The organism is Parvularcula mediterranea, from assembly GCF_013085255.1.
In the GTDB taxonomy this organism is placed as follows: Bacteria; Pseudomonadota; Alphaproteobacteria; order Caulobacterales; family Parvularculaceae; genus Parvularcula; species Parvularcula mediterranea.
This window is the reverse complement of sequence record NZ_JABFCX010000003.1, coordinates 581,831-597,825: the sequence shown is the minus strand read 5'-3', so window position 1 is coordinate 597,825 and position 15,995 is coordinate 581,831. Positions and strand designations below refer to the sequence as shown.

Below are 15,995 nucleotides of genomic sequence, written 5' to 3'. Positions count from 1 at the left end.
GGAGGCTTCATGCCCCAAGACAGACAGGCTCACAGCGTTGTGGACGGCGAGACCGAGGCCCAGCTCCGCCCCGTTGCCGCCGCTATCGAGACGGCATTCTCCGAACTCGCCCGTTCCCTCACGGATGAACTCGAGCGCGCGTCAGCCGAAGGCCGCCAGTCGATGCGCGAGCTGGCTGACGGCGTCATTGAGGACCTCGCACGCATGGCCTCCCAGCGCCTGATCGGCGATCCGCTGAGCCGCGCCTTTGGCGGTCAGGACGGCAAGGGATCGGATATCGTCAGTGCCCTCATCAAAAGGAGCATGCGCAATGGCTAGAGACGGCTTCCACGACGTCCTCTTCCCGCACGCCGTCGCCCTTGGGGCGGCTGGCGGCCCGACGCGAAGGACGGATATCGCTGCGACAGCTTCTGGCGGTGAGGTCAGGCGTGCGCGCTGGGCAGGCTCCCGGCGCAGCTGGCGAATCGCCCTCGGTGGCCTCTCGCAGCCTGAGAGCGCCGAGCTTCTCACCTTCTTCGAAGCGCGCGAGGGACAGCGCTACGCCTTCGCCTTCCGCGACCCCTTCGACCATTCCAGCAACCCCTCGGGGGGAGCGCCGACACCGCTTGATGCAACCCTCGGGACCGAAGACGGAACGCAGACGGAATTTGTCTTCGCCAAGTCCTATGGCAGCACTTCGCGTGTGATCGATCTCGTTGATCCGGCAAGCCTGCAAGTCGCGGTCGATGGCGTAGCGCTCGATCCGGGAGCATTCTCTCTCGATACGGATCGTCGGAGCATCACCCTCGTAGACCCTCCGGCGGAGGGAGAGGAGGTAACCGCAGGCTTCCTCTTCGATACCCCGGTTCGCTTTGCGAGCGATAGCCTCGAGCTCTCTCTTGGCGCGCGAGGCGCAGCGGTGCCGTCGATCGAACTCGTCGAGGTGCGCCTGTGAAAGAACTTCCAACCCCGCTGGCGACAGCGCTCTCCCAACAGGGCGCAGGAACGGTGCTCTGCCTGAAGATCATGCTGGCTGACGGAAGGATCGTCGGCCTCACCGAGCACGATACCAATCTCACTTTCGGCGGTGCAGTCTACCTGGCCCAGCCTGGCCTGAGCCTCGCGGAGTTCGAGAGGACAGCCGACCTCGCACCGGACTCAGCCGTTCTTGAAACAGCTCTGTCCACCAATGGCCTCGCATCGGGTGACCTCAACCGTGCTGCGCTCCTCAACAGCCGTGCAGAGATCATTCGCGTAAGCTGGGAGAACCCTGATCATCACGAACTCATCGCCGTCGGTACGATCGGAGAGGTCGAGCGCCGAGGCGAAGCACTGCTTCTCGAGTTTCGCGGTCTCGCAGAGCAGCTCGCCGCGCCGACGGGCCGCCTCTATCAGAAAAGCTGTGACGCCAGCCTCGGGGACGGGCGCTGCAAGGCTTCTCTCAGTAGTACGTCTTTTGAGATCAGTGGGCAGATCACCAGCGCCTCGGGCGTGACGCTTGCGATAGACGCTCTGCCGGCAAACGCCGCAACCTTCGCCCACGGGAGCGCTGAGTTTCCTGATGGCACCAAGTACCCCATCCGGACAGCAAGACAGGACGGCGAGGGCTGCGTCGTGACCCTCTGGCGCGCGCCATCGCTTGATCCCGCCTCAGGCAGCTCAGTCACCCTCAGGGCGGGGTGCGACAAGCGTTTCGAGACCTGCCGCGACGTGTTCGCCAACCACGAGAACTTCCTCGGCTTCCCAACTATTCCCGGTACAGACGTCCTCGCAGTGCAGAAGGCCGCCAGCCGATGAGCGCGGCTGACCGCGCCGTCGCCCACCGGGCCAAGATCGTCCTCGCAGCGCTCGCATGGCTGGGGACGCCCTACCGCCATCAGTGCTCCCAGAAAGGGCAGGGCACGGACTGCCTCGGCCTGATCAGGGGGATCTACCGGGACATCACAGGAGGCGAGCCGGAGAGCCCGCCTCCCTATGCCCGGTTTGAGCGAGGCCGCGAGGAGACGATGCTCGAGGCGGCCCAGCGCAACCTGATCCTTACGGACCACCCCCTGCCTGGCGACGTCCTCCTCTTCCGCATGCGCCGTACCCAGCCGGTCAGGCATTGCGGTGTCCTCATCGCGCCCGACCGTTTCGTCCACGCCCATCAGGGACAGAGCGTTCTTGGTGCGTCCCTTTCGCCATTCTGGCGCGATCGCCTCGCCGCCAGCTTCGCCTTCCCGGAGCCGCAATGACCCAGTCCATCCAGACCTTCGCAGCGCAGGCCGGGCAGACAGCCCTCAGAGAAGCGCCGCGGATCGCCGCTGCCTACGCGGCGGATCAGGCAACGCTCGCCGCGACCAACATCCTCTTCGGCCCGGTCAAGCGCACCCGTGCTGGCAGGCCCCTCGAAGAAATCCGCATCCTGACGGCAGGCGAAGGCGGCGGCATCCCCCGAGTCTACGGCCGGGCACGTGTGGGCGGGCAGATCATCTGGGCGTCGGACGTCTCCGAAACCACCTTCACCCAAACCTCGACAACCGGTGCGAAGGGCGTCAAGCGTGCCAGCGAAACTTCCGCCACCGAGTACCGCTATAAGGTCAGCGTCGCGATAGCCTTGTGTGACGGCGAGCTGATCCGTATCGGTAGGGTGTGGGCTGACGGCAACCTGATCACGCTCGCAGACTTCGACTATCGTATCTATCACGGTACGGAGGACCAGTCGCCTGACCCGCTGATCGAAGCGCTGGACGGCACAGCCCCCGCCTATAAGGGCACAGCCTACATCGTCATCGAGGAGCTCGATCTGGCCCCCTTCGGCAACCGGATCCCGCAATTCAATTTCGAGATCGTCTGCCCTGTGGGAGAGAGCGACCCGGACGATATGGAGCAAGCCATCCGTGCCGTGACGCTCATCCCGGGATCCGGCGAGGCTGTCTACGCGATGGAGCCTGTCTTCGAGACCACCGGGGAGGGCGTGACTACGGCCCTCAACCGCCACAACGGCTTGGGCCTGCCTGATGCTGAGGCAAGCCTCGACGAGCTTCAGGCCGTCCTGCCGAACCTCGAATCCGTCAGCCTTGTCGTCAGCTGGTTCGGCGATGACCTCCGCGCAGGTCACTGCCAGGTCCGTCCCGGTACGGAGCGCCCTGAGCGTGTCTCGGAACCTGACTTATGGTCGGTCAACGGAGAAACCCGCGCTGAGGTCCGCCCGCTGACACAGAACGGCGAGACGCCTTCCTATGGCGGCACGCCTTCTGACGAGAGCGTCAAGGCGATCATCCAAGACATCAAGGCGCGCGGCCTCGCCGTGACCTTCCACCCATTCGTTCTCATGGACATCCCCGCAGACAACGCGCTCAACGACCCCTCGGGTGCTCCTTCGCAGCCGCCTTACCCGTGGCGCGGCAGGATCAGGGCAGACAGCGAGGTCGACGACAGCTCGGCCGCTGTCAGGGCACAGGTTGACCAGTTCTTCGACAGCTACGAAGTCATGGCTCTTCACTATGCGGAGCTTTGCGCGGAAGCAGGAGGCGTCGAGACGTTCCTGATCGGCTCGGAGCTCCGCGGCCTCACGCGCTTGCGCGATGAAAGCGGCGCGTTCCCTGCGGTCCAACGGCTGATCCAGCTTGCCCAAGCAGTGAAGGCGATCCTCCCTGCGGCGACGATCACCTACGGAGCCGACTGGTCAGAGTACGGTTCCTACGTCCCTTCCGATGCGCTCAGCGACCTCTACTACCCCCTCGATCCTCTGTGGGCCGATAGCTCCATCGGTGCCATCGGCATCGACAACTACTTCCCCCTGACTGACTGGCGTGAAGGCGAGGGCCATCTCGACGCCGCCGAAGCTGAGGGTCCCTACGACCTCGATTACATCGCTTCCCGAGTCGCAGGCGGCGAGGGCTTCGACTGGTACTACGCCTCCGAAGCTGACAGGCAGGAACAGGTCCGTACACCAATCACAGATGGCGCTTTTGGCGAGCCTCACGTCTTCCGGCCCAAGGACCTCATCTCTTGGTGGTCGCTTCCCCACGAAGAGCGGAGCGCCGGATCAAAGACCGGCGCGACCCCTTGGGTGCCCCAATCCAAGCCCATCCTCTTCACCGAGATCGGATGCGCCGCCATCGACAAGGGCGCCAACCAGCCCAACGTCTTCCTCGACCCCAAATCATCGGAGAGCTTCGCGCCGCATTTCTCCACCGGCGCGCGAGATGACCGGGCCCAGCGGGCAGCGCTCGAGGCGCAGCACCGCTATTGGTCGAAGCCTCAGAACAACCCCGCCTCTTCCGTCTACGGCGGTTCGATGCTCGATGCCTCGCGCATGGCCGTCTATTGCTGGGATGCTCGTCCGTTCCCTGAGTTTCCCGCACGGCAGAGCCTCTGGGCAGACGCGGGCAACTGGACCACGGGCCATTGGCTCAACGGCAGGGCAGGGAAGGTCCGCCTCTCCCGCCTGATCGAAGCCCTCGGCCGCGAGGCGGGCCTCTTCGCGATCAACGCCTCAGCCTGCGACCAGCTCCTTTCGGGCTATGTCGTCAGTGAGCCGATGACCGCCCGTCAGGCGATCGAGCCACTGCTCGACCTCTACCAACTCGACACGTGGGCGCGGGAAGGTGTGGTCTATGTCGCGCCTCGGCACGGCACCGAGGAACTGAGCGTCGACGAAGGCGACCTCGTCCTGCGCGGTGACCGTCAGCCCCTTGCACTTGATCATCGGCAGGCGGAGGAACTCCCCGCCGCACTCAGCCTCACCTATGCCGACGAGCTTTCAGGCTTCGGCCTCAAGATCGTTGAAGCGCGGGACGAGACCGACCCCGGCGGGCGCACAGCTCGGATCGGCACGTCTGTCATCATGGAGGAAGGTGAGGCGAGGGCGCGCGCGAGGGCCATCCTTGCCGAGGCCCGCGGCATGGATCTCACCGCTAGCTTCGCGCTGCCGGAGCTGGCCGACGGCATTGAGCCCGGCACCGTCCTGCGCCTGACAGGGGAGGAGGGAGCTCTGACCCTTCGCGTCACGGCCATGACCGAGACCGACATCCGCGCCATCGACACGGTCAGAACTGACCCGGGCCTGTTCGCGGTGACCTATGAAGGTATCGCGGCAAGCCCCGACCTTCTGCCCGTCACCTACGGCGCGGTGCTGCTGGGGGCCCTCGACATCCCGCTCCTCACGGAAGGGAGCACCGAAGCGCAGCTCTGGCTCGCGGCGTTCGCCGAGCCCTGGCCCGGCGGCGTGGCCGTCTATCGGCAAGGCGAGGCGGCGCTCCTCGCACGGCTCTCTCGCCAATCGCCGATGGGCAGGCTCACCGCGCCCCTCGCTCCTGGGACCGCGGGGCGCTGGGACAGGGGCAGCACCCTCTCCCTCTCTCTCCCGGCGGGCAGCCTAGAAAGTCGCCCCGAAGCTGACATCCTCGCAGGCGCGCAGCTCGCAGCCGTCGAGACGCCACGAGGCTGGGAGCTTCTGCAGTTCCAGAGCGCCGCGCTCCAGCCCGACGGCACATGGCAGCTCTCAGGTTTCCTCAGGGGCCGCAACGGCACCGAGGAAGAGGCTGCCGCCGGCGCAGACACAGGCTCACGCATCGTCCTCCTCGATGAAGCATCGAGCCTCCCGCTCCCGCCTGACCGCTGGGGCATCACCGAAGCCATCACCTATGGCCCCGAAGGCGCAGAGCCCGGCGCCTATCCCTATCGGGAGGGATCGATCGCGCTCGAAGGGCGAGGCGCAAGACCTCTCAGCCCCGTGCATCTGCGCGCCGAAAATGCCGCCGGAACCACCACGCTCCACTGGATCAGGCGCACCCGCATCGGTGGAGATCGCTTCTCCTCAGGGGACATTCCCCTCGGCGAGACCGAAGAACACTACGAAATCAACGTCTTCGACCAGAACGGAGCGCTTCTCGAAACCATCGAGACTACCGCACCGACAGCCAGCTTCGCGCAAGCAAACGCCCATTCGGTCACGGTCGCGCAACGCTCCTCAGTCTATGGTGCGGGCAGGGCCGCTTCACTCGTGCTTTAACTAAGGGTCAAAGCGGTTGAAATCGAAGGCGGTCCGCTCAACTAGTCACCGGGACCACAATTCGGGAGAACCGCTTGGCCAAAGATCCATACACGGTGCTCGGCGTAGGCCGACAGGCGTCGCAGGACGAGATCCGCAGCGCATACCGCAAGCTTGCCAAGCAGTATCACCCTGACCGCAACCAGGGCGATGCCGCCTCGGAAGAGAAGTTCAAGGCCGTCACGGCAGCCTTCGAAATCATTGGCGACGAAGATAAGCGCAAGCGCTTCGACCGCGGCGAGATCGATGCTGACGGCAATGAGCGCTCAGTCTTCGGCCAGGGCGGCCCATTCGGCGGTGTCGATCCTGCAGAGGCCGCAGAACGCTTCCGCCGCCGTGCCCGTCCGGGCCGAGGCGGCCAAGGCGGCGGCTTCGAGGATTTCGGCGACATTTTCTCGGACTTTTTCGGGCGCGGCGATCCGGGGGGCAGACAGGCTCCGCGCGCCAGCAAGGGCCGCGACATAAGGACTCGTCTCACCGTCCCCTTCCTTGAAGCGGCGCGCGGCACCACGAAGAAGGTGACGCTGCCCGGCGGTACGACGGCCAATGTCACGATCCCCGAGGGCCTGCGTGACGGACAAACCCTGCGTTTGCGCGGCAAAGGGCACTCCGGCGTCCATGGCGGCCCCGATGGCGATCTCTTCGTGGAGATGACCGTTGCCGCCGATCCGCAGTTCGAGGTTTCGGGCGATGACGTGACAACCGAGGTCGACCTGCCGCTGAAGGAAGCGGTCCTTGGCGGTAAGCTCGAAGTGCCGACCCTGACTGGCCGCGCGACCATCAAGATCCCCGCCAACACCAGCTCCGGCAAGGCTTTCCGCCTCAAGGAGAAGGGCCTCAAGAACGGCAAGACGGGCAATTACGGCGACCTTTTTGCAAAAGTCCGGATCGTGCTCCCCAAGGGCGGCGATGCCGAACTGGAAGCGTTTATGAAGCGTTGGACACCTGACGATGAGGAATCGCAGTCCGGCGACTACGCGAAGGCTGGCTGACCCGTTAGGGCTGACCAAGCCGTAAGTTCCATCGGGTGTGACCCGTTCCTACGTCAGGACGAACGACAGATTATGCTGGAGACTACGACCAAAATGAAGCGATCCACCTTCTCCTCGTCCATGCTTGCGGCATCGATTTTGGCGCTGGGCGCCATGAGCGCGCCTGCCCTGGCGCAGGAAAGCGTCGACATGGGCTCCTTCGCGGCGAAGAACGCCGAGCTCTACCAGAAGCTCAGCTTCGCCGACCTTGTCGAACGCGTGAGCCCCGCCGTCGTCTCGATCCGCACCGAGCGCGAAGTGCCCATCGGCGGCGCCATGAACGGCCAGATCCCGCCAGAGCTCGAGCGTCTGCTCCCCGGCCTGCGCGACCGTTTCGGCGGCCGCAGCGAGGGTGAGACCCGCCGGGCGTTTGGTGAGGGCTCAGGCTTCTTCATCAACGACAAGGGCAACATCGTCACCAACAACCACGTCATCGAGGGCGCGACGGCCATCACTGTCGTCCTGAACTCTGGCGATGAACTCGAAGCCGAGCTTGTGGGCACCGACCCCGAGACGGACCTCGCGGTTCTCAAGGTCGAGCCCTCGCGCGAGCAGCGCTACGTCAATTTCGAGACCGACGCTGAGCTGCGTGTCGGGGACTATGTCCTCGCCGTCGGCAACCCGTTTGGCCTCGGCGGCACGGTGACCTCAGGCATCGTCTCGGCCCTCGATCGTGATTCCGGCCTTCAGTATTCGGACTTCATTCAGATTGACGCCTCGATCAACCGCGGTAACTCAGGCGGCCCGACCTTCGACGTGAAAGGCAACGTGATCGGCGTGAACACTGCCATCATCTCGCCCACTGGCGTCAACGCAGGCATCGGCCTTGCGATCCCGGCTGACGTTGCCAATTCCGTCGTGACACAGATCATCGAAGAAGGCGGCGTCTCGCGCGGCTTCCTCGGCGTGTCGATCCGCGATGCAGAGCCTGAGATCCTCGAAGCCGTCGGCCTCGAAGATGCAGCGGGCGCTCTGGTCGCCAACGTCACTGAAGATTCGCCTGCGGACAAAGCGGGCATCGAGGCAGGCGACATCATCACGGAGCTTGAAGGTCAGGCCATCTCTGGCGCCGATGAGCTGACCCGCCGCATCGGCAACATCGCTCCGGGCAAGCGCGTGAAGGTCAAAGCGTTCCGTGAGGGCCGTGAGCGCACGTTCAACGTGACCCTTGAGAAGCGCAATCTGGCGCGTGTGAACGGTGAGCCCGAAGCGGCACCGAGCGCCGAAGCCGAAGAAATGGCAGAACGCCTTGGCGTATCCTTCCGCACACTGGACGATAGCGCCCGCCGCCGTCTTGGCATTGACGAAGAGATCGAAGGTGTCCTCGTTGCTGACGTCGAACGCGACAGCGAGGCCGAAGCTGCGGGCATCACCCCCGGCATGATCGTCATGGAAGCTGGCAACAAGAAGGTCTCGACGCCCCGTGACATCGAGGAAGCCATCGAGGCCGCCAAGAAAAAGAACCGGGGCGCACTGCTTCTGCGCGTGCAAACCCGTCAGGGGCTCGACTTCAGGGCCCTGCCTATCAGCTCGTAAGGAACGAGGAGTACAGTATGCGGATTTTGGTGATTGAAGACGACGCCGACGCAGCGACGTTCATGGTCAAGGGCCTGCGCTCCGCCGGTCACGCGGTTGAGCACGCGCTCGACGGCAAGGTCGGCAAGGACATGGCCGCCAGCGGCGGATACGACGCCTACGTCATCGACCGCATGCTGCCTCACAAGGATGGCCTCGCCCTCCTTGAGGAGCGCCGCGCCGAAGGTGACGAAACCCCGGCGCTGTTCCTCTCGGCTCTTGGCGAAGTCGATGACCGTGTGGCTGGCCTCCAGTCCGGCGGCGACGATTATCTCGTCAAACCCTACGAGCTTTCCGAGCTGATCGCCCGGGTCGAGGCCCTCGGCCGTCGCCGGGGCCCGACCAATATCCAGACGACCTTCTCGGTCGCTGATCTCGAAATGGACATCCTTGCACGGACGGTCCGCCGGGGCGGCAAGAAGATCGACCTGCAGCCGCGCGAGTTCAGGCTGCTCGAATATCTCCTGCGCCACGCCCACCAGGTCGTGACCCGGACGATGCTCCTTGAGAATGTCTGGGAGTATCACTTCGATCCGCAGACGAACGTCATCGATGTCCATATCAGCCGCCTTCGCGCGAAGATCGACAAGGGCTTCGATACCCAGCTGCTCCGCACCGTGCGCGGCGCCGGCTACACCCTGACCGACAAAGAGGAGTAGCCTCATGCTCGGGGCGGGAGGCAACGTCGCCCCGCGGCAGTGGGCGGAGCCTGATCCTATCCTCGAAGATGAGGAAGAGGGTCAGCGGTTCGAGCGTCTGAAGCGCAAGAGCCTCTTCCGTGCACTGCAGACCAGCGCCTTCCGCTACATCATCTTCGCCGCCGCACTCTTCGTCGTCGGCGTCGTCATCATCGGCTACGTCGTCTACGACTCAACCATCGGCGAAGCCTTCGACCGGGTGGAGCAGGAGCTTTCCGACGAGCTCGACCGGCTCGAGCGCATCGCCGAAAGCGAGGGCGCGCCCAATTGGTCAGGCTTCACCGCACTGGTGGTGGAGGCGGAGAGCAACAAGCTCCCGGTCAACACGACCTACATGATCTGGCTCGACTACGGCACCTATGCGAGCCGGTACCAGGGCAACCTCGAAGGCGTCCCGGTGCCGATGCTGCGCGCCGATGGAGCGTTCGAGTTCAGTTGGGCCAGGGACCGCCCGGTCTTCTCCGACTATGAACCAAGACGTAGGCGATATCTCGGCCTCAGCCGCACACTGACCTTCGAACGTATCGCAGGTGGGCCGAGCGTCGAGGCAACCATCGTCCTCGCACGAGACATCGATGCTCTTTACCAGCTGAGCCAGACGCGCACCGACATCGCGACCCGCGTCATCGGTGTGACGCTGTTCATAGCTGTGGTCCTGGGGATCGTGCTCGGTCGTTCACTGATCACAAGGCTCGATGCGATCAACCGTTCGGTTGAAGCGATCACGGAAGGCGATCTCACGCGTCGTCTGCCTTCAGGTACGTCAGGCGACGAGTACGACAACCTTGCGCGGAACATCAATCTCATGCTCGACCGGATCGAGCAGCTGATGACCGGCATGAAGCAGGTCTCGGACAATATCGCCCACGACCTTCGCTCACCGCTGACCAGGATCAAGGCACGGCTCGACAGCACACTGAACGACATCGAAACAGTCGATGCCGAGGAGCGTGCGGAAGTCCTTCTCACGACCCGGGGCGAGGTCGAGCGCCTCCTCAAGACGTTCAACGCACTTCTTTCGATCACTCGCATCGAAGCAGGCTCTGGCGCCCTCGCTGGCACGGTGGATATCCGTGCCGTCGCCGAGGAGATGCTGGAGCTCTACATCCCGGCTGGTGATGATGAAGGCGTCGAGATTGTCGGTGAGCTGCAGGATGTTCCCGAGATCCACGGAAGCCGTGAGCTGATCAGCCAGGCCATCGCCAACCTTCTCGACAATGCCCTCAAATATGCGCGGCACCCTGAGGAAGCTGGGATCAAGACGAAGATCATCCTCTTCGTGGCGCCACGGCCGACGGGCGGTGTCATCATGACCATCCTCGACAATGGGCCGGGCGTCTCGGAAATGGACCGTGAGCGGATTACCCAGCGCTTTGTCCGCCTCGAGCGCAGCCGCTCAACGCAAGGCAATGGCCTGGGCCTCAGTCTGGTCTCCGCCATCGTCAGGCGTCATGGCGGGAGAATGACTGTTGGCCGCGGGCTTCCTCATCAGGAAGCAGGACGCAGCCTGACTCCTTCGAATGCCTATGGCTTGGGGATCAGGATCGCATTCCCGGGGATCAAAGCGCAGCCAGCGAAGAAAAGCCCGCTGGGCAACTAGCCGGAGGGGCTACTCCGCTGCGAGAAGCTTCGTCTGCTGGTCGTCTTCTTCGCTACGCCCGGTCAGGACAATGGCCCGCCCCTCAAGAAGCTCAGGCAGCTTGGCCTTGCCGCCGCGCCAGCGGGGGAGGGTAAAGGCCGCGACCGTGCCGCGATGCTTCTCGCTGGCGAGGGCAAGGATGCCGTCCTGCGCTTCGAGAAGCGACTTCGAAAGCGCAAGGCCAAGGCCGGTGCCGCGCTTGTCACGCTCCTGAGAGTTCGAGAAGCTGACAAAGGGTGTACCGAGACGACGCAGCTTCTGAGGCTCCATGCCTTCGCCGGAGTCCGCGACGTAGACGGTGACACATTCGAGGTCGGCAACCGCTGTGACGGTGATCCTGCCGCCGGGTTCGGTGAACTTCGCAGCGTTAGAAAGAAGGTTGATCAGGATCTGCTTCACCGCACGTTGGTCGCCATAGACGTTCGGCACATGGCTGAACCCAGCATGCAGATGAATGTCGGCGCTCCGGCACTGGGGTTCGATGAAGCGGACGGATTCTTCGAGGGTCTTCTCCAGCTCGAAGCTCGTCAGGCGCAGGTCCATCTTGCCTGCCTCGACTTTGGAGAGGTCGAGAATATCATTGATCAGTGCAAGGAGGTGGATGCCGCTGTCATGGATATCGGCAGCGTATTCCTGATACCGTTCATGGCCGAGGGGGCCGAAGAGTTCGGATTTCAGGACATCGGAGAAGCCATTGATGGCGTTCAGCGGCGTGCGGAGTTCGTGGCTCATATTGGCAAGGAACTCGGTCTTCGCCTTGTTCGCATCCTCGGCCCGCTGCTTGGCGAGGCTATATTGCTCGTTGAGGTCGGAGAGATCGCGGCGTGACTGTTCGAGGATGTCGACAGTCATCTGGAGCTCACGCTCCTTCCGCGCGCGGGCTTCGGCTTCTGCCTTGGCGTCGGTGATGTCGTGGCCGATGCACACCCAGCCATCGCCAATCGTCCGGCGGCGGATGATCCTGAGCGTGCGGTCGTCGGGGAAGAGTGCTTCTTCCTCCTCCCGCGCGCTTTGCGGGGGGATGAAGAACTGCCGGAGGAAGCGCTGGTCGATGCCGCAGATCGAGGCGAGGTCGTCGACGCTCATCCCTTGACGCAGCTGGTCAGAGGTCACGTTGAAAATGACCCGGAACTGATCATTCCATGCGACGAGCTTCCCGAACGGATCCCAGTGGAGGAAGGCCTGGGGGATCGCTTCGAGGGTCTCGTGGAGGCGCTGGACCAGCTGCAGCGAGCGGCTTTCATCGAGGGCAGCGTCGCTGATCGACATGGCGAGGCCCCAGCGGGGGCGGCCCTGTCCGATGGTGGTCAGGTACACGGACTGCCGGGTGTTCGCCGCATCGATGAAGAGGAACCGCGCGTCACGGCGCTTCCCCTTGCCGGTGAAGAACTGCATCGCGCGGGTGAGGTCCATCGTGTCGATCACGTCGCGCAAGTCGGTCAGCGGGACACGAACATCCTGCGCAGCAAACCCAAGCACGGCGCGGAGGCCTGCGGGCAGGGTGAGGGTCTGCTCCTCCACGGCCCAATGGCCGAGCCCCGCCTGGTCAACGGCGCGCAGCTTTTCGGCAAAGCCGTCGCGCTGTACACGGAGGGCAGCCGCTTCATTCGTGACCCGCTGCTCGCGGCGGATGAAGATATAGGCGCCGCCAAGGATCAGAAGCGAAGCGAGAAGCGACGGCGTGAGAGTGGCCACTGGTAAGGTCGTCGGCGCAGCCACCGCGACAACGGCTCCTCCCGGAAGCGCGCGGATCACGATGCTTTGGCCGGGGACAGGTTCACCGTCCATCCAACGTCGATCGAAATCGAGGCGGTCCGTATTGCCACCTTCGAGGATGGGGAGGGTCGGGTCGCGGACGAACCAGGCGGCACCGCCGCGCGGGGCATAGCTGTCGAGGAGGCGCTGCACCTCGACGGCCAGGCTGTCGCCGGGCTGTGCCTCAAGATAGGCGCTGCTGGCCAGCCGTTCGCTGAGCAGGATCGCCGCGTTGCGTGAGTCATTGTCAGCACGCTCACGAACCGAGCCGATCTCGCGAGCTGTCCCCAGGAGGAAGACGACGACTGCGGTAATCAGCGCAAGGATCACCCAGAGGACGAGACCGGAGCCGCCACGGGCGCCGGGCTTCTCGCTCTTGGTCTTGGCTGCTGCCTGCACGCGGATTCCTCGGATTCTCTGGTGGTAACGAAGTGTTAGGGCTATTCGCCCGCCTCGTCACCACCCGAAAACGAGAGGATTATCCCCGTTGGAAGGCGTAGAGCCCCGAGCAGCCCATGATCTGGGTCAGGGCGTCGAGAGCACGGCGGTTTTCTTCGAGAAACGCCGGATCGCCGAGATCGTCAGGCGTGAGACGATCACGGTAGTGATCCTTCACCCAAGCTTCGAGCTGATCGCTTCGCGCCTCGTCCAGAAGGAATCCCTGATTCGTTGCAGCCAGTTCCTCAGCGGTCAGAGCAACCCGCAGACGGAGGCAGGCTGGGCCGCCGCCGTTCCGCATCGACTGGCGAAGATCCATGAACAGGGTTTCTGCAATCGGGCCATTCCCTGCAACAGCTTCTTCGCACCAGCGCCTCGTCGCCTCGTTCTCCTCCGCCTCAACGGGGAGGAGGAGCATCATCGAACCATCAGCACGCGTCAGGAGTTGCGAATTGAAGAGGTAGGAAACGATCGCATCGCGAAGGCTGACATCTCTCGCAGCGACCTCGATGAACTGCGGCTCGAAGCCTAGTGGCTCAGCCTTGCGCTTGATCGCATCGAGGAGGGCGGGCGTGTCTTCGTAGGCCTTCTGGTGGTAGAGAAGCACCGGACCATCGGCGACGGCGACCACGTCATTGTGGAAGGCGCCAGCGTCGATCGCTTCGTCCGCCTGCTTCATGTAAACGATGTGTTGGTCCGCCACCTGATGGCTGCGGGCAATACCTTCGCTGGCCTCAAGGGCCTGACGGGCAGGGTACTTGCCCTCGCGCTTTTCAAAGGCATGGCGGCCATAGGTGTAGAGGTGGAGGCCCTGCGCATCATGGCTCGCGCAGAGGCGGCCATGGTTGGCTGCACCCTCGTCGCCCATTTCGCCGCCGCCCTGAACCGCTCCGTGCACGACGAAGCGATCGCCCGGGAAAGCGGTCTCTAGCATCCGCTGGGTCTGCTCATGCTCGATCGAGCGGTGGAACATCGCCTTGAGGTTGGCAGGGGTCAGGTGGAGCTTGCCGTCGCTTGCGTCCCGCGAGGGGGTCACGGTCGCGGCGTTCGCCGTCCACATCGAGGAAGCGGAGCTGACGTTCCTCAAGAGGAGGGGCGCCTTCTTGCCTGCGGCCTCGACCACCTCCTTGTCAGGGCCCGTGAAGCCGAACCCGCGAAGGGTCTCGACATGGGGACGGTCGTGGGGCGGCAGGAAGCCCTGCGTGAAGCCCATCTTCAGCATGCGCCGCATCTTGGCGAGGCCCTGCAGCGCTGCTTCGCGCGGGTTGGAGGGCGTCTCCTGGCTCGACATGGAGGCGACGTTGCCGACCGACAGACCGCCATAATTGTGCGTCGGGCCGACGAGGCCATCGAAATTGACTTCCGTCACGCTCATGATTTGAGCCCCGGCACGGCCTGATCATCCTTAAGCGGACCTTCGGCCATCATGCTGGCCATCGGCCAGGCAACGAAGTCGGCGGCATAGCTGCCCGCCGGACGGTGGTTGCCCGAGAGGCCCGGGCCACCGAAGGGCATAGCGCCTGAAGCGCCCGTTGTCTGGCGGTTCCAGTTGACAATCCCTGCACGGATGTCCCTTGCGAACCGATCCCAGAGCGCCGCGTCATCGGAGAGTAGCGCAGCGGCAAGGCCGAACTTCGTGTTGTTTGCGCGGACGATGGCTTCCTCGAAGCTGTCCACACGGATGACTTTCAGGAGTGGGCCGAATATCTCTTCGTCCGGGTCCTTCGCCATACCCGAAACATCGAGAAGGCCAGGGGTGACGAAGGCGTCGCCGGCCTCGTGCTGAGCCATCTTCACGACCGGCTCAGCGCCAGCGGCGATCAGCTCGTCCTGTGCGGCCAAGGCGCGGCGGGCGCTGTCAGCGCTCACCAGCGGCCCCATGAAGGGCGCGGGGTCACCAAGAGGGTCGCCGATGGTGAGGCGCGGGATGAGGTCGGCGACGGCCTTCACGATCCGGTCGCCTTCCTCGCCTTTCTTGACGATGAGGCGGCGCGCGCAGGTGCAGCGCTGGCCCGTCGTGATGTAGGCGGAGCGCACGATGATCTGCGCCGCATCCTCAGCGTTCTGAACGTCCCAGGCGATGAGCGGATTGTTGCCGCCAAGCTCGAGCGCGAGGATGACGTCAGGCCGCCCTGCAAGCTGCTTGTGGATCGCGGTGCCTGCTTGCACGCCGCCGGTGAAGAGGACGCCTGCGGTGCGCGGATCACCGATGAGAGCGCCAGCCACTTCGCGTGCTCCGTGCACGACATTGATACAGCCTTCGGGCAGGCCCGCTTCCTGCCACCACTCGGCCATCTTCTGGCCAACGGCGGGGGTCTGCTCGGAAGGTTTGAAGACCACCGTGTTGCCCGCGAGGAGCGAGGGAATGATCTGGCCGTTCGGCAGGTGGCCCGGGAAGTTGAAGGGACCGATGACGACCATCACGCCGTGGGGCTTATGGGCAATGCGGAGCGTCAGCGCGCCATTGTCTTTCTCTTTGGTCGGTGTGCGGTCTTCGTAAGAAGCGATGGCGAGGCCAGCCTTGCCCGCAATGCCGCCGGCCTCGGTCGCAGCGTCCCACAGGGCCTTGCCCGTCTCGCGAGCGATCAGCTCAGCCATCTCGTCTTTGCGCTCTTTCGCGATCTCCGCGTAGCGCTCGATGATGGCCTTGCGGTCCTCGTAGGATGTGGCAGCCCAGGGCTCGAAAGCCTTGTGCGCGACGGCCATCGCAGCAATCGCTTGCTCCGTGCTCGCCATGTTGCCACTGGCGATGGTCTCGCCGTTCGCGGGAGATGTCGTAGAAAGGGGAGCGCCTTCGCCGTCCAGCCAGTCCTTGCCGATAAGATTCTTCAGCGCGTTCATTT

12 protein-coding genes are annotated in these 15,995 nt (G+C 64.2%); 9 read left to right on the top strand and 3 right to left on the bottom strand.

Going from position 1 to position 15,995, the window contains the following annotated elements; genetic code table 11:
• Positions 1-9 precede the first annotated feature (9 nt).
• The 9 genes from HK107_RS11680 (at position 10) to HK107_RS11640 (ending at position 10,920) form a co-directional block, all read left to right on the top strand.
• Positions 10-318, top strand: coding sequence for a phage tail tape measure C-terminal domain-containing protein (locus tag HK107_RS11680; protein WP_173199967.1), 309 nt, complete (start codon positions 10-12; stop codon positions 316-318).
• On the top strand, positions 311-934 hold the full coding sequence (locus HK107_RS11675; protein ID WP_173199965.1) for a DUF2460 domain-containing protein: 624 nt from the start codon (positions 311-313) through the stop codon (positions 932-934). Before HK107_RS11680 ends, HK107_RS11675 begins: the two co-directional genes overlap by 8 nt.
• Positions 931-1,776 carry a DUF2163 domain-containing protein gene (locus HK107_RS11670; RefSeq protein ID WP_173199964.1) on the top strand — a complete coding sequence of 282 codons (846 nt, stop codon included), beginning with the start codon at positions 931-933 and terminating at the stop codon, positions 1,774-1,776. The genes HK107_RS11675 and HK107_RS11670 overlap by 4 nt, the downstream gene beginning before the upstream one ends.
• On the top strand, positions 1,773-2,213 hold the full coding sequence (locus tag HK107_RS11665) for an NlpC/P60 family protein (RefSeq protein WP_173199962.1): 441 nt from the start codon (positions 1,773-1,775) through the stop codon (positions 2,211-2,213). Before HK107_RS11670 ends, HK107_RS11665 begins: the two co-directional genes overlap by 4 nt.
• On the top strand, positions 2,210-5,977 hold the full coding sequence (locus HK107_RS11660) for a baseplate multidomain protein megatron (protein WP_173199960.1): 3,768 nt from the start codon (positions 2,210-2,212) through the stop codon (positions 5,975-5,977). Before HK107_RS11665 ends, HK107_RS11660 begins: the two co-directional genes overlap by 4 nt.
• Positions 5,978-6,051: 74 nt before the next feature.
• Positions 6,052-7,008, top strand: coding sequence for a DnaJ C-terminal domain-containing protein (locus HK107_RS11655; protein WP_173199957.1), 957 nt, complete (start codon positions 6,052-6,054; stop codon positions 7,006-7,008).
• Positions 7,009-7,161: 153 nt separating this feature from the next.
• Positions 7,162-8,583: a Do family serine endopeptidase gene (locus HK107_RS11650; protein WP_233061478.1), complete on the top strand. Its 1,422-nt coding sequence runs from the start codon at positions 7,162-7,164 to the stop codon at positions 8,581-8,583.
• A 17-nt stretch (positions 8,584-8,600) separates the two neighbouring features.
• Complete coding sequence (locus HK107_RS11645) at positions 8,601-9,281, top strand: response regulator transcription factor (RefSeq protein WP_173199953.1); 681 nt, start codon at positions 8,601-8,603, stop codon at positions 9,279-9,281.
• A 4-nt stretch (positions 9,282-9,285) separates the two neighbouring features.
• Positions 9,286-10,920: a sensor histidine kinase gene (locus tag HK107_RS11640; RefSeq protein WP_173199951.1), complete on the top strand. Its 1,635-nt coding sequence runs from the start codon at positions 9,286-9,288 to the stop codon at positions 10,918-10,920.
• A 9-nt stretch (positions 10,921-10,929) separates the two neighbouring features.
• Here the strand turns inward: HK107_RS11640 and HK107_RS16000 are convergent, their stop codons facing one another.
• From HK107_RS16000 to astD, 3 genes are all read right to left on the bottom strand, one after another.
• Positions 10,930-13,113, bottom strand: a complete 2,184-nt coding sequence (locus HK107_RS16000) for a sensor histidine kinase (protein WP_173199949.1) — start codon at positions 13,111-13,113, stop codon at positions 10,930-10,932.
• Between the two features lie 79 nt (positions 13,114-13,192).
• Positions 13,193-14,527 (bottom strand): N-succinylarginine dihydrolase, encoded by a 1,335-nt coding sequence (astB, locus tag HK107_RS11630; protein ID WP_173199947.1) that lies wholly within the window; start codon positions 14,525-14,527, stop codon positions 13,193-13,195.
• A complete protein-coding gene (astD, locus tag HK107_RS11625; RefSeq protein ID WP_173199944.1) occupies positions 14,524-15,993 on the bottom strand; it encodes a succinylglutamate-semialdehyde dehydrogenase in 1,470 nt (489 codons plus the stop codon). Before astD ends, astB begins: the two co-directional genes overlap by 4 nt.
• Positions 15,994-15,995 lie beyond the last annotated feature (2 nt).

What these genes read in the sequence shown, in the direction of transcription:
- HK107_RS11680 (WP_173199967.1), top strand. Translation starts at nt 10, where the DNA reads ATGCCCCAAGACAGACAGGCTCACAGCGTTGTGGACGGCGAGACCGAG.
- HK107_RS11665 (WP_173199962.1), top strand. Translation starts at nt 1,773, where the DNA reads ATGAGCGCGGCTGACCGCGCCGTCGCCCACCGGGCCAAGATCGTCCTC.
- HK107_RS11660 (WP_173199960.1), top strand. Translation starts at nt 2,210, where the DNA reads ATGACCCAGTCCATCCAGACCTTCGCAGCGCAGGCCGGGCAGACAGCC.
- astB (WP_173199947.1), bottom strand. Translation starts at nt 14,527, where the DNA reads ATGAGCGTGACGGAAGTCAATTTCGATGGCCTCGTCGGCCCGACGCAC.
- HK107_RS11675 (WP_173199965.1), top strand. Translation starts at nt 311, where the DNA reads ATGGCTAGAGACGGCTTCCACGACGTCCTCTTCCCGCACGCCGTCGCC.
- HK107_RS11650 (WP_233061478.1), top strand. Translation starts at nt 7,162, where the DNA reads ATGAGCGCGCCTGCCCTGGCGCAGGAAAGCGTCGACATGGGCTCCTTC.
- astD (WP_173199944.1), bottom strand. Translation starts at nt 15,993, where the DNA reads ATGAACGCGCTGAAGAATCTTATCGGCAAGGACTGGCTGGACGGCGAA.
- HK107_RS11640 (WP_173199951.1), top strand. Translation starts at nt 9,286, where the DNA reads ATGCTCGGGGCGGGAGGCAACGTCGCCCCGCGGCAGTGGGCGGAGCCT.
- HK107_RS11645 (WP_173199953.1), top strand. Translation starts at nt 8,601, where the DNA reads ATGCGGATTTTGGTGATTGAAGACGACGCCGACGCAGCGACGTTCATG.